This is a genomic window from Microvirga sp. P4_A5 (assembly GCF_056402495.1).
In genome coordinates, this window is the sequence record NZ_JBFUHH010000030.1 from 1 (window position 1) to 12,741 (window position 12,741).

At 62.5% G+C, this 12,741-nt stretch carries 17 protein-coding genes; 12 read left to right on the forward strand and 5 right to left on the reverse strand.

Annotated elements, in window-relative coordinates:
* Window positions 1-68: 68 nt before the first annotated feature.
* Complete coding sequence (locus AC1DVM_RS10420) at window positions 69-278, reverse strand: DUF2842 domain-containing protein (protein WP_477254278.1); 210 nt, start codon at window positions 276-278, stop codon at window positions 69-71.
* 131 nt (window positions 279-409) lie between these two features.
* Here AC1DVM_RS10420 and AC1DVM_RS10425 point away from each other — a divergent pair, with 131 nt between their 5' ends.
* Window positions 410-1,471, forward strand: coding sequence for a COX15/CtaA family protein (locus AC1DVM_RS10425; protein ID WP_477254280.1), 1,062 nt, complete (start codon window positions 410-412; stop codon window positions 1,469-1,471).
* Between the two features lie 70 nt (window positions 1,472-1,541).
* Here the strand turns inward: AC1DVM_RS10425 and AC1DVM_RS10430 are convergent, their stop codons facing one another.
* The gene (locus AC1DVM_RS10430) at window positions 1,542-1,958 is read right to left on the reverse strand and encodes a DUF1236 domain-containing protein (RefSeq protein WP_477254282.1); all 417 of its coding nucleotides are present in this window, start codon (window positions 1,956-1,958) and stop codon (window positions 1,542-1,544) included.
* A gap of 326 nt (window positions 1,959-2,284) precedes the next feature.
* On the opposite strand from AC1DVM_RS10430, the gene AC1DVM_RS10435 reads away from it, so the two are divergent.
* Window positions 2,285-2,956, forward strand: a complete 672-nt coding sequence (locus AC1DVM_RS10435) for an AAA family ATPase (RefSeq protein WP_477254284.1) — start codon at window positions 2,285-2,287, stop codon at window positions 2,954-2,956.
* 65 nt (window positions 2,957-3,021) lie between these two features.
* On the opposite strand, the gene AC1DVM_RS10440 is transcribed toward AC1DVM_RS10435, so the two are convergent.
* Complete coding sequence (locus tag AC1DVM_RS10440) at window positions 3,022-4,305, reverse strand: O-acetylhomoserine aminocarboxypropyltransferase (protein WP_477254286.1); 1,284 nt, start codon at window positions 4,303-4,305, stop codon at window positions 3,022-3,024.
* A gap of 187 nt (window positions 4,306-4,492) precedes the next feature.
* Entirely contained in the window at window positions 4,493-5,020 is a 528-nt protein-coding gene (locus tag AC1DVM_RS10445; protein ID WP_477254287.1) for a CoA-binding protein, read from the reverse strand.
* 51 nt (window positions 5,021-5,071) lie between these two features.
* Here AC1DVM_RS10445 and AC1DVM_RS10450 point away from each other — a divergent pair, with 51 nt between their 5' ends.
* The 4 genes from AC1DVM_RS10450 to AC1DVM_RS10465 all read left to right on the forward strand — a co-directional run bounded on the left by AC1DVM_RS10450 (window position 5,072) and on the right by AC1DVM_RS10465 (window position 7,828).
* Window positions 5,072-5,509: a PaaI family thioesterase gene (locus AC1DVM_RS10450; RefSeq protein ID WP_477254289.1), complete on the forward strand. Its 438-nt coding sequence runs from the start codon at window positions 5,072-5,074 to the stop codon at window positions 5,507-5,509.
* A 187-nt stretch (window positions 5,510-5,696) separates the two neighbouring features.
* Window positions 5,697-6,161 carry a 50S ribosomal protein L13 gene (gene rplM / locus AC1DVM_RS10455; RefSeq protein ID WP_477254291.1) on the forward strand — a complete coding sequence of 155 codons (465 nt, stop codon included), beginning with the start codon at window positions 5,697-5,699 and terminating at the stop codon, window positions 6,159-6,161.
* A complete protein-coding gene (rpsI, locus tag AC1DVM_RS10460) occupies window positions 6,161-6,637 on the forward strand; it encodes a 30S ribosomal protein S9 (protein WP_477254293.1) in 477 nt (158 codons plus the stop codon). The genes rplM and rpsI overlap by 1 nt, the downstream gene beginning before the upstream one ends.
* 177 nt (window positions 6,638-6,814) lie before the next feature.
* Window positions 6,815-7,828 (forward strand): LysR family transcriptional regulator, encoded by a 1,014-nt coding sequence (locus AC1DVM_RS10465; RefSeq protein ID WP_477254295.1) that lies wholly within the window; start codon window positions 6,815-6,817, stop codon window positions 7,826-7,828.
* A gap of 236 nt (window positions 7,829-8,064) precedes the next feature.
* Here the strand turns inward: AC1DVM_RS10465 and AC1DVM_RS10470 are convergent, their stop codons facing one another.
* Window positions 8,065-8,649: a GNAT family N-acetyltransferase gene (locus AC1DVM_RS10470; RefSeq protein ID WP_477254297.1), complete on the reverse strand. Its 585-nt coding sequence runs from the start codon at window positions 8,647-8,649 to the stop codon at window positions 8,065-8,067.
* A 110-nt stretch (window positions 8,650-8,759) separates the two neighbouring features.
* Between AC1DVM_RS10470 and AC1DVM_RS10475 the strand changes: the two genes are divergently transcribed.
* The 6 genes from AC1DVM_RS10475 (at window position 8,760) to AC1DVM_RS10500 (ending at window position 12,739) form a co-directional block, all read left to right on the forward strand.
* Window positions 8,760-8,969, forward strand: a complete 210-nt coding sequence (locus tag AC1DVM_RS10475; protein WP_477254299.1) for a hypothetical protein — start codon at window positions 8,760-8,762, stop codon at window positions 8,967-8,969.
* Window positions 8,970-8,990: 21 nt separating this feature from the next.
* On the forward strand, window positions 8,991-9,365 hold the full coding sequence (locus tag AC1DVM_RS10480; RefSeq protein WP_477254301.1) for a helix-turn-helix domain-containing protein: 375 nt from the start codon (window positions 8,991-8,993) through the stop codon (window positions 9,363-9,365).
* Window positions 9,366-9,661: 296 nt separating this feature from the next.
* Complete coding sequence (argC, locus tag AC1DVM_RS10485; RefSeq protein WP_477254303.1) at window positions 9,662-10,627, forward strand: N-acetyl-gamma-glutamyl-phosphate reductase; 966 nt, start codon at window positions 9,662-9,664, stop codon at window positions 10,625-10,627.
* Between the two features lie 130 nt (window positions 10,628-10,757).
* The gene (gene lipA / locus AC1DVM_RS10490) at window positions 10,758-11,717 is read left to right on the forward strand and encodes a lipoyl synthase (RefSeq protein ID WP_477254304.1); all 960 of its coding nucleotides are present in this window, start codon (window positions 10,758-10,760) and stop codon (window positions 11,715-11,717) included.
* 15 nt (window positions 11,718-11,732) lie between these two features.
* The gene (locus AC1DVM_RS10495) at window positions 11,733-12,257 is read left to right on the forward strand and encodes a P-loop NTPase family protein (protein WP_477254306.1); all 525 of its coding nucleotides are present in this window, start codon (window positions 11,733-11,735) and stop codon (window positions 12,255-12,257) included.
* 2 nt (window positions 12,258-12,259) lie between these two features.
* Complete coding sequence (locus AC1DVM_RS10500; protein ID WP_477254308.1) at window positions 12,260-12,739, forward strand: type II toxin-antitoxin system RatA family toxin; 480 nt, start codon at window positions 12,260-12,262, stop codon at window positions 12,737-12,739.
* Window positions 12,740-12,741: the final 2 nt, after the last annotated feature.

The window sequence follows — 12,741 nt, forward strand, 5'->3', positions numbered from 1 at the left end:
GTATAGACCTGCGTGTCGACGGCGCGCGAAAAGGGCCCGCGATGCGGGCCTTTTTTGCGAGCGATATCTTACCGTTCGTCCGGTTTTCCCATCCAACGGATGAGGGGCAGGAGCGGCAGGATCCAGATCAGTCCGAGGACAATGTAGAAGACCGTCTGGAGAAGCTTCGGGGCCCGTGTGATGGTGCCCTCGGCAGCCGCCATCGCAAACAGCACGTAAAATCCGATAAAGGCCAGCATCACGACGGTGCCGACGAGCTTTCGCGTGCGCATTCGCATGGTGTGCTGATCTCCGTCCAGGAATCCGCCCCGGGAGGTGCGGCATCGGCATTGATTGCGTCGAGACGATGCTGCCTCTATGGGACAGGCGCTGTCCCGGGTTCAACCCCAAATCGACGATGAGAACGCGCATGGCTGTCGCAGCCTCCACCGAAACCCTATCGGCGACCAGTCGCCCGGYCTGTCGCGCCGCCGCCGTCAAGACTTGGCTCTATTGCCTGGCGGGACTGGTGATTCTCATGATCGCCGTTGGGGGAGCGACGCGACTGACGGGATCAGGGCTCTCCATCCCCGAGTGGAAGCCGGTCACCGGTGCCATTCCGCCCCTCTCGGAGGCCGCGTGGCTCGCCGAATTCGAGAAGTATCGGCAGATTTCCCAATACGAGATTCTCAACAAGGGCATGACTCTCGCCCAGTTCAAGTTCATCTATGGGTGGGAATGGGGCCACCGCCAGCTCGGGCGGCTGATCGGCCTCGTGTTCTTCCTGCCGCTCCTGTGGTTCTGGTTTCGCGGGGCGATCACTGGGCGTTTGGCCCTGATGCTCCTGGGCGTGGGCGCGCTCGGAGGATTGCAGGCCGGGATCGGCTGGATCATGGTCGCGTCGGGCCTGGAGCCCGGCATGACGGCCGTCGCGCCCATCAAGCTTGCGCTTCACCTGACCGTTGCGAGCGTCATCCTGGCGCTTCTGGTGTGGATCGCCGCCGGCATCCGGCCCGCCGATGCGGCGAGGCCTCCAGCGATCTCGAGGCCACTCGGACCCCGGGTACTCCTAGGCCTGGTCCTGTTCCAGATCGTGCTCGGCGGGTTGGTGGCCGGATCGAAAGCCGGCTTGACGTATAATACCTGGCCGCTCATGGACGGCTCTCTGGTGCCGCCATCCTCGGTGCTGTTCAGCGTGTCGCCCCTGGTCGAGAACTTCGTCGACAACCTGGCGCTGGTGCAGTTGAACCACCGGCTTGTCGCCTATCTCGTGGTCGGACTTGCCCTGTGGCATGCCATCGCCATGGGACGGCAATATGCCCGAACCCGCCCAGCGAGGCGCGCGGCCGCAATCGCTGGGCTGGCGTTGGCGCAGATGGTGCTGGGAATCGTCACGTTGCTTTTGGTCGTGCCGCTCTGGGCCGGTCTCGCCCACCAAGTCCTGGCCATGCTGCTATTGGCGATGACGGTGGTCCATGCGCGCCTGAGCTGAGAGGCCCCGACACGAAAAAGGAGCGGCCCGAGGGCCGCTCCTCCTTCAGATCATGGCTTGAGCCAAAGGCTTAGCGAATGATCTGGACGACTTTGTGCGAACCCGGATCGACCAGGACCGGCGTGTCGTTCACGACGGTATAGCGATAGTTCTTCACCTTATATTCGGCCGGGACCTCGTAATAGGTCACGCCGCTCGAAGGCAGAACCGCACCGACCCGAAGTTCGGAATCGTACTTGAAGGACGTCGGACGCTGGGTGACGACGTATTCGCGGAACTTGGGCTGCTGGTCGCCCACGATTCCGCCAACGATCGCACCCGTCACTCCGCCGACGGCCGCACCCACCGGGCCGCCCACGACCGCGCCGCCAACGGCGCCCGTCGCCGCACCCGCCGCAGCGCCACCGGCAGCATTCGTCTGTGCGAAGGCAGTAGCGGGGGCGAGAACGGCGAGAATAGCGCCAGCAAACAGGATCTGTTTCGACATGAGATGAACTCCTCTTTCCTAAATCGAGGAGCTAACGGCGAACTTATTCTGTGGTTCCGCGAAAAAAGTTTGCCGGCTGGCGGAACCTGGCGAAACGTTGCTTTCCTGGTCTTTCGATCCTGCGAATCACCTCTTTAAACTCAAGCTTGTAGCCCACGCTTGCAAATTCGGTTTTAGCCTCGACAGACCCGTCGGTCCGAATTGTCCAGAGACAATTTGCCCTGTCGGCTTGGGTATCCGCGACATCTTCTGCAAAATAGATATTGTATCGGAACGGCCCGGCACTTCGATCGGGCTTCATGAATGCACTTGATCAGGAGTAAGGCATGAACGTGCTGGTTTTTGCTTCACGGAAGGGCGGTTCTGGAAAGAGCACACTCGCCGCGCACCTCGCGACCTATATCGCCAGCCCGACGCGCCGCACCCTTTTGATCGACGCCGATCCGCAAGGCTCGCTGTCGTTCTGGCACAAGATCCGCGGCAAGGAGAACCCGGCGCTTCGCCATGGCGGACGCAACATCGCCGATGCCCTCAAGGCCGCGAAGCGAGAGGGCTACGAATGGGTCCTGATCGACACGCCGCCGGACAAATCTCAGACCGTCGTCGAGGCCATCAAGCAGGCAACGCTGGTCATCATTCCCATGCGGCCGGGCGTCTTCGACATCGCGGCCGTCCAGGATACGGTGGAATTGTCGCGAGAATTGCGCAAGCCCTATGCCGCCGTGATCAACGGTGCGCCGCCCAAGCGCAACAACCAGGAAGTCGCGATCGTCGCCGATGCGCGCGGTGCGCTGAACGCCCTCAAGATTCCCGTCTGGGCCGGGCAGGTCACCCACCGGGCGGATTTCTCGCAGGCATTGACGGAAGGCGAGGGCGCCGAGGAATTCGAGCCCGGCTCGCATGCCGCCGAGGAGATGGAGCGTCTCTGGACCGCCATCGACCGGTCCATGAAGGCGGTGCACGGCGCTTATGCGCGCGGGGCCCGCAGCGCCGCGTAGCAGGGTTCAAGCAACTTTAAAGGCACGCCGCGAATCGATCGTGGCGTGCCTTTTTCATGCGTCGCTCAGGCGGAGGCGAGCGCCTGGTCGAGATCGTCGATGAGATCCGCCTTGTCCTCGATGCCGATGGACAGGCGCACCACCTCCGGTCCGGCGCCGGCCTGGGTCTTCTGCGCGTCCGTCAGCTGGCGGTGGGTGGTGGAAGCCGGGTGGATCACTAGCGAGCGCGTGTCGCCGATATTGGCGAGATGCGAGAAGAGCTTGAGGTTCGACACCAGCTTGACGCCCGCCTCGTACCCGCCCTTCAGGCCGAAGGTGAACACGGCGCCGGCGCCCTTCGGGCAGTATTCCTGCGCGAGCTTGTAGTAGCGGTCGTCCGGCAGACCCGGATAGCTGACCCACGCGACCTTGTCGTGGGAGGCCAGATGGGTTGCGACCGCCAGCGCGTTGTCCGAGTGACGCTGCATGCGCAACGGCAGGGTTTCGATGCCGGTGAGGATCAGGAAGGCGTTGAAGGGAGAGAGGGCGGGCCCGAGATCGCGCAGGCCGAGCACCCGGCACGCGATGGCAAAGCCGAAATTGCCGAAGGTTTCCCCCAGCACCATGCCGCCATATTCGGGGCGGGGTTTGGAGAGCATGGGATAGCGATCGTCGCCGGCAAAATTGAAGGACCCGCCATCCACGATGACGCCTCCGATGGAATTGCCATGGCCGCCGAGGAACTTGGTGGCCGAATGGACGATGATGTCGGCCCCGTGCTCGAAGGGCCGGATCAGGTAAGGCGACGCCATCGTGTTGTCGACGATGAGCGGCAGCCGATGCTTCTTGGCGATGGCGGCGATCGCCTTGATGTCGACGATCACCCCGCCCGGATTGGCGATCGACTCGATGAAGATCGCCTTGGTCTTGGGCGTGATGGCCGCCTCGAAAGTGGCGGGCTCGTCGGGATTGGCCCAGGCGACGTTCCAGCCGAAATTCTTGAACGAGTGGGTGAACTGGTTGATCGTCCCGCCATAAAGCTTGTTGCCGGCGACGAATTCGTCCCCCGGCTGCATCAGCGCGTGGAAGACGAGGACCTGGGCGGCGTGGCCGGACGCCACCGCGAGCGCGGCCGTGCCGCCCTCGAGAGCCGCGACCCGTTCCTCGAGCACGGCGCAGGTCGGGTTGCCGATGCGCGAATAGATGTTCCCGAAGGCCTGAAGCCCGAACAGGGAGGCGGCGTGATCGACGTCGTCGAACACGAAGGACGTGGTCTGATAGATCGGCGTCGCCCTGGCGCCGGTGGCCGCGTCGGGGGCCGCTCCCGCATGGATGGCAAGCGTGTCGAACCCGGGCAAACGGTCAGTCATGGCGGCGTCCCTCTGTGATGTCGCGAAGAATTCGTTCTATTTAAAGAACGGATCGTTCGTCAGTCAAGGGAAGCGGTTGCCGTTATGTCATTCCGGGGCGAGAAGCGAGCCGGGAACCCATACCCGCTGACATCGATTCCGATCCGGCCCGTTGCGGGCTTCGCTCCGCGGCCCCCGGCATGCTGGATCATCTCGGGCGATTAATGCTGAGCTTCTGGAAGCCCTTGCCGGACATCACGGGCTTTTTTGAACTCAACATGCGGGAATTGATGCCCTGCCATGAGATTTCGCCCGAGAAGCGCCCGAACTCGATCTTCGGACAGCGGTCCATCACCACCTTGATTCCCTTCGCCTCCGCGAGGGCGGCCGCCTCATTGTTGCGGACCGAGAGCTGCATCCAGATCACCTTGGGCAGAGGAGCGAGGTCCAGCGCTTCCGCCGTGATGGGGCCCGCCGCCTCGGAGTTGCGGAAGATCTCCACCATGTCGATGGGCTCCGGCACGTCGCTCAGGGAGCCGTAGACCTTCTGCCCCAGCAATTCGCCGCCCGCGAGGCCGGGATTGATGGGGATGACCTTGTAGTCGCGCTCCAGCAGATATTTGGTGACGATCCAGCTCGGACGGGCCGGGTTCTGCGAGGCGCCGACGAGCGCGATGGTCTTGACGCTCTGCAGAATGCCGCGGAGGTAGTCGTTCGGATAATTGTCGTGGTTCATGGGCGAACCGTATGGGAGAGGCGAGGGCAGTTCAATGGACAAAGAGGACCGATGACGACGCCAGCTCCCATCATGAGCCTCCATGAATTGCGCGCCTTTCTGGATGCGGAATTCCCGCAGATCCATTTCGGCGGACGGACCTATCACCTCGAAGGCATTGGCCCGAACTTCGCTCGACTGCGGATGGATTACCACGACCGGCATCTGCGCCCCGGCGGCACGATTTCGGGCCCGTCCATGATGGCTTTGGCGGACCTTGCCCTCTACGCTGCCATTCTCGCCCAGCTCGGGCCCGTGGCGCTGGCGGTCACCACCAACCTGAGCTTCAATTTCCTGCGAAAGCCCGCCCAGCGGGCCCTGATCGCCGAGTGCCGGCTCCTGAAACTCGGCAAGCGGCTGGCGGTGGGCGAGGTCTCGATGATGTCGGAGGGGGATTCGGCGGTGGTCTGCCATGCCACCGGGACGTACTCGATCCCGGCGGCAGAATAATGCGGTATCATAATACCGCTAGCATGAAAGGCTTATGATTGCTGGCATTCTGCGGCTTTTGCGGATAGGAATTTCATTGACACCGAGCCGGTGCTTGGTTACATCCCGACCCATCGACCGCCGCGCATCGCGGCGGTTTCTTGTTTCAAAACCTGAGCCCTGAAAAGCTCCAACGGGATATAGCGCGATGAAGACTACTTCGCTCAAGCCCGCCGAGGTCGAGAAGAAGTGGGTTGTCATCGATGCGAAGGGCCTCGTCGTGGGTCGCCTCGCTTCGGTCGTGGCTATGCGCCTTCGTGGCAAGCATAAGCCAAGCTACACACCCCACGTCGATTGCGGCGATAATGTTATCGTGATCAATGCCGACCAGGTGGTTTTCACCGGCCGCAAGCGCGAGCAGAAGGTGTATTACCACCACACCGGCTACGCAGGCGGCATCAAGGAGCGGTCGGCGAAGTTCATTCTCGAAGGCCGCTTCCCGGAGCGGATCGTCGAGAAGGCGGTCGAGCGCATGCTCCCCCGCGGCCCGCTTTTCCGCCAGATCCTTGGCAACCTCCGCGTCTACAAGGGCGCCGAGCATCCGCATACCGCGCAGCAGCCTGAAGCGCTGGATGTCGGCATCCTCAACCGCAAGAACGTGGGAGCTAAGTAATGGCGACCCTCCAGTCCCTCTCCGATCTCGGCCAGCAGGCCGAAACCGTCGCTCCGGAAGCTCCGAAGCACGTCAAGAAGATCGACGCCCAAGGCCGCGCCTACGCGACCGGCAAGCGTAAGGACGCGGTCGCCCGCGTCTGGATCAAGCCCGGCTCGGGCAAGATCGTCGTCAACGGCCGCGCGCTCGAAGTCTATTTCGCACGCCCCGTTCTGCGCATGATCCTGAAGCAGCCGCTCGGCATCGTGAACCGCGACGACCAGTACGACATCACCGTCACCGTCAAGGGCGGCGGATTGTCGGGCCAGGCCGGCGCCGTTCGTCACGGCGTTTCGAAGGCTCTGACCTATTTCGAGCCGGAGCTTCGCGGCCCGCTCAAGAAGGGTGGCTTCCTGACCCGCGACTCGCGCGTCGTCGAGCGCAAGAAGTACGGCAAGAAGAAAGCCCGCCGCAGCTTCCAGTTCTCGAAGCGCTAAGCGATTACATAAGAGTTTCGAAAGGCGGCCTCCCGGGCCGCCTTTTTTGTTTGGCGCCGCCCTCCCTGGGCCCGCATCCGCGCCCCCCGATGCGGCACCATGCCGTCTCCAACGGAACGTGATTTACATCCAACTACTGTTATGAAATAACATAATCGGAGCCTGAGAGAGACCTGCATGGAGCCCTTCGACCACGACCAAAGAACGCTGGTCCGATCGCCCCTGGACGATGAGGATCTTCTCAGTGGTCAGTTTTGGGGCGAGTTGCGGGTTTTCCTGGCGGTCGCCAAGGCGAAATCGTTCAATCGGGCGGCCGAGGTCCTCAGCACCAGCCAGCCGACGGTCAGCCGACAGGTGAAGCGGTTGCAGGATCTCATGGGGTCCCAGCTCTTCGTCCCCACCCGCAACGGCATCAAGCTCACCGCGAAAGGCCAGGCGCTCGCGGCGTCTCTGACCAAGCTCAATCATTCGCTCTATTCGCTGACCAACGACCTGAAGGCCGAAAGCAAGGATGCGGAGGGGATCGTACGGGTCAGCGTGACGGACGGGCTCAACACGTTTTTCATCGCGCCCGCGATGTCCACCTTCTCGGCGGAGCATCCCAAGATCCAGCTCCATCTCAAGAGTCCGGCGAATGTCGTCAATCTGCGCGAGAACCAGACCGACCTGATGATCGGATTCAATCCCGTCGACGCGGCCGACATCTCCTTCTGCAAGCTCGGTTATCTACATTTTATTCCGGTCGTGGCGAAGCCCTACATCCAGGAACACGGGATTCCGAAGCGCACTGACCTCAACAGTCACCATTTCCTGCAATCGGAATATTACACGGCGAAGACAGGTCTATGGCGGCCCTGGAACGACGCCGTGGAGCAGGGGAGCGTCGTTCACTACTGCGACACGCCGATGGCCTACGGCATGCTGGTGAAGGCCGGCCTCGGGGTCGGCCTCCTGGGAAGCTACACCGTGCTGGAGCGCGATGCCGTTCCGCTTGACCTCGACATCCGCATCTCGGTCCCGCTCTACGCGCTGGCCCTGACCGAGCGGCTGCGCTCACGGCCGGTCAGGATCGTCTTCGCCTGGCTCTGCGAGATGTTCGGACCCGCCAATCCTTGGTTCGRCCAGGAACTTCGCTTGAATCCAGTTCCCAGCCGGTTCGATACCGGGATGAAGATGCTCTTCAATCTTTAGCGGCCGTTGGAGATGAAGCCGGCTGATGCTTTCCGAAATGGCCAGATAGCGGTTCCCGGTATCTTCAAACACTTCCGCCAGTTCGAGGGGCACGTCCTGCCCGGCATCGAACAGCAATTTGTCGAACATCGCCGTGTGGAGCGAGACGATATCCTGAAGCTGGGTGCGAAAATAATCCATGATCAATTCTCTCTTTGCGGCGGGGATTTGCGAATACTCTTGGCTGTCCCGCCTGTTCATAGTTCGGCCGCCGCCTCATACTCGGAGCGCGAATCCCAGAACCCTTCGATGCGGAAGAGCACGGCCGTCTCGGTCTCGACGGTGATCGCGTCCCGTGGCGGCACGAGCTCCTTCACGAGCTCGAGATAGGGCTCGTCATGACCTTCGAAGAACAACGGTTCCTTGGCCGACACTTGCTTGAAGCCCAGAAGCGCGCGCCAGAGCCGGGCGTATTTCGGCTTCGCATGCGTGATGACCTTGTCGTAACCCTTGCGGCTGATGTGATCGAAGATGAACTCTGCGCAACGTTTGATTGTGCGCGGGTTGCGCCATTCTTTACGGAAGCTCGTCCGCTCCATCTTTGCGAAGTCTTTGAACCACCGTATGCGCGCCGTGCCGACCGGCTCGGAGCCGGCGTAAACGATGATGTGGGTCGCCTGATAATCGTTGCCGTCGAAAGTCTGCCGCGCCGCGACCCCATGCTCCTCCATGAAGCAGATCGCCCGGATGGCATAGGCGTGCAGGAGTTGTTCGGGAGTGGTGACAATTTCGGCTCGGATGAGATTGTCGTGGGAGGCCGTCCCGTGACTTTCCGGTTCCATGGCAAATCCTTGCGTTTATTGGCGTTGCGCTCAGGAAACATGCCGTCGGACCGGCTTGATAGTGGCTAAGATGTTTCGCGGTTCTACATCAGCGTTGAAGGGAGGATGTTTTGGCTGAAAGCAATGATGGTGTCGCACTCTGCTGGGGTGAGCTATTCCGGGAGGCGGTAGAACGCTGCGGCGATGACATGGCGCGCCTGCAATCCTACGTGTTGGAACGGATTGCGGGTCTTCCTGGCCACAAACGGGAAAGTCTGAACACCGAGTTCAGCCGTATCCTGGCCTTCCGGATGCCGGTTCGCCCCCGCGTTCTGCACTGAGGGCAACAAGCGCGGACAAAGATGCAGAAGACACCTGGTGACGCCGACCGCCACATCGGTCAAAGAATTCGCCTGCGGCGATTGATGATCGGCATGAGCCAGGAGACACTCGGCGAGCGTCTCGGGCTGACCTTTCAGCAAGTTCAGAAATATGAGAAAGGCACGAACCGCGTTGGCGCCGGGCGGCTCTACGACATCAGCAATGTGCTCAACGTACACGTGTCGTTCTTTTACGAGGGGCTTCCGACGATCGGCGGGGATACTTCGGCTTCGCACCCCCTGGCGGGCCTGACGGATCGCGAAAGCCTGCGTCTTGCGCGAGCCCTGTCGCAAATCGAAAACAATTCCGTGCGCGGGAAGCTGGTCGACCTGATGGAAGCGCTCGCTCGCGACTGAAAAGGGGCTTTGCGCACCTCCGGTCGCGAATGTCGGCGTTCCTCACGTCCAGGGCCAGGGCCACCGCCGCCGGCGCGACCCGTTGACACAACGCGACTTTCGCCACTACAGAATTTCTATGAAGACAGGCTCGACCACCTTCCGACGCGGACCGGTCGCTCCCGCTGCGCGAGCGCGATGACGGCTGTCCGAGCCTGATCGTGAGCCGCGCCGGGAGCGCGGCTTTTTTTATGGGCTCCGGCCCTATCTTTCCGATAAGCAGACGTTCGAGACCGACAGACGACGGGAAAATCGCGATGACCACCAGCACGCCAAGCGCAAGCGCAGCCCAGACTACCAGGACCGTCTTCATCGACGGCGAGGCCGGCACCACCGGCCTTGGCATCCGCGACCGTCTGCGGCAGGTCGACGGCGTCACCGTGCGGAGCATCGCGCCGGAACTGCGCAAGGACCCGGCTGCGAAACGCGAGATCCTTCAGGAGGTCGATCTGGTCGTGCTCTGTCTGCACGACCAGGCGGCGCGCGACACTGTCGCCCTCGTGGACAGCCTTGGCGGGAAGGGGCCTCGCATCATCGATGCCAGCTCCACCCACCGGGTCACGCCCGGCTGGGTCTACGGCTTTCCGGAACTGACGCCCGGCCAGCCCGAGCTGATCGCCAAGGCCGATCGGGTCGGCAATCCGGGCTGCTATCCCACCGGCGCCATCGCGCTGCTGCGGCCCTTGGTCGATGCCGGACTGATCCCCGTCGATCACCCGATTACCGTCAATGCGGTCAGCGGCTATACGGGGGGCGGGCGGCCGACCATCGAATTGTTCGAATCCGGCGCGGCGCCGTCCTTCGAGCTCTACGGCCTCGGCTTCGAGCACAAGCACCTGCCGGAGCTTCAGCTTTTCACCGGTCTCACCCGCCGGCCGATCTTCGTGCCCTCGATCGCCAATTTCCCGCAAGGCATGCTGGTCAGCATCCCGCTTCACCTCGACCTGTTGCCCGGCAGCCCCACGGCGCGGGACCTGGAGACTGCGTTGAGCGCCTATTACGCCAAGGGCGGCAACGTTTCGGTGGTCGCGACCATCGACGGCGGCAAAATGGTCGAGCGGATCGAGCCGGAAGGGCTGAACGATACGGACCGGATGGAGCTGCGGGTCTTCTCGCATCCGTCCTATCCCCACGCGGTATTGGTCKCGAGGCTCGACAATCTCGGCAAGGGTGCGTCCGGCGCGGCGGTGCAGAACATCCGCCTGATGCTGGGGCTGGCCTGACCATTCCGGGCCGGCGCGCCGAGCTGCCATGCGCCCGGCACGCGGTTCCCGATTTGCGAATGACGGCCTGAACCCTTAAGTCATGCTTCAGGCGCACCTTGCGCCGATCTCGCTCAAGGATTCTGGATCCATGGCCGTCGTTCTCGACCTTCTGAACCGGGATAACCGTCCCCGCCATCCGGAAAAGGCTCACCGCCCGGATCAGCCCGTTCAGAGCCGAAAACCCGACTGGATCCGCGTGAAGGCGCCGGGATCGGCCAAGTGGGCCGAGACCAACCGGATCGTGAAGGAGAACAAGCTCGTCACGGTCTGCGAAGAGGCCGGCTGCCCCAATATCGGCGAGTGCTGGGAGAAAAAGCACGCCACCTTCATGATCATGGGCGATACCTGCACGCGGGCCTGCGCCTTCTGCAACGTGAAGACCGGCATGCCGCAGGCGCTCGATCCGCACGAGCCTGAAAACGTCGCCATCGCGGTGCAGAAACTCGGGCTCGAACACGTGGTCATCACGTCCGTCGACCGCGACGATCTCGACGATGGCGGGGCGCAGCATTTCGCCGACGTGATCCATGCTATCCGGGCCCGCTCTCCCGGCACCACCATCGAGATCCTGACGCCCGATTTTCTACGCAAGCCGGGAGCGCTCGAGATCGTCGTTGAGGCAAAGCCCGACGTCTTCAACCACAACCTCGAGACGGTGCCGTCGAAATACCTGAAGGTCCGCCCCGGCGCGCGGTATTTCCACTCCATCCGGCTGCTCCAGCGCGTGAAGGAAATCGACCCCACCATCTTCACCAAGTCCGGAATCATGGTGGGATTGGGTGAGGAGCGGAACGAGGTTCTGCAGCTCATGGACGATCTGCGTTCGGCGGATGTGGATTTCATGACCATCGGCCAGTATCTCCAGCCCACCAAGAAGCACCATCCGGTCATCCGCTTCGTGACGCCCGACGAGTTCAAGGCGTTCGAGACGACCGGTTACGCCAAGGGCTTCCACCTGATTTCCTCCGCCCCGCTCACCCGCTCGTCCCACCACGCGGGCGAGGATTTCGCGAGGCTGAAGGCGGCGCGCCTGTCGACGCTCGCCTGACGGCGCCCTTTCGCGATGCGGCGTATCCTGATCATCGGCAGCCCCGGCGCGGGGAAGAGCACGCTTTCGCGGCGCCTCTCCGAATGCCTGGGAATCCCGGTCATCCATCTCGACCGCGAATATTTCGGGCCGGGCTGGACCGAGACCGAAAAGCAGGCGTGGCGGCGGCGTGCCGGCGAGCTCGCGGCCCGTCCCGATTGGATCATGGACGGGAACTACGCCAGCACGTTCGACATCCGCGTTCCGCGCGCCACGGACGTCGTCTGGCTCGATGTTCCACGCTGGACCTGCCTGATCCGGGTCTGCTTTCGCGTCATCCGATATTGGGGCGACGCGCGGCCGGACATGGGTCCGGATTGTCGGGAACGGTTCAAATGGTCCTTCATGCGATGGATCTGGACCTATCCTAACGATATGGGCATCAGGACCGCGCGTATGATGAAGGYGATTCGCCCGCCGCAGCGGGGCCACATCATACGATCGGCGAGCGATCTCGCCGACCTGGAAAGACGATTGATGCCAACAACCGAGGCCGCCTGACGATGCCGACATTCCGCTCCACGCGTCAGGTGAAGCACAGCGCCGCCGACATGTTCGCCCTCGTGGCGGATGTGGAACGCTATCCGGAATTCGTGCCGCTCTGCGAGAGCCTGCGGGTGGTTCGACGGGCGCAAAGCGGCGAGGGGATCGAGACCATCGTGGCGGCCATGAGCGTCGGCTACAAGGCGATCCGCGAGAGCTTCACGAGCCGGGTCGAACTCGACCATCCGCGACTTCGCATCGATGTGGAATACGTGGATGGGCCCTTCAAATATCTCGAAAACCGCTGGACCTTCCGCGACACTCCGGACGGGAGCGAGGTCGGGTTCTACATCAATTACGAGTTCAAGAGTTTCGCGCTCGGCCTGCTGATGGGCGCGGTCTTCGACAAAGCTTTCAGAAAATTCGCCGAAGCTTTTGAAGAACGGGCTGATTTTGTGTATTTCTCCCGGGGGGCGAATGCGGCTGGCCGGGTTGGCTGATC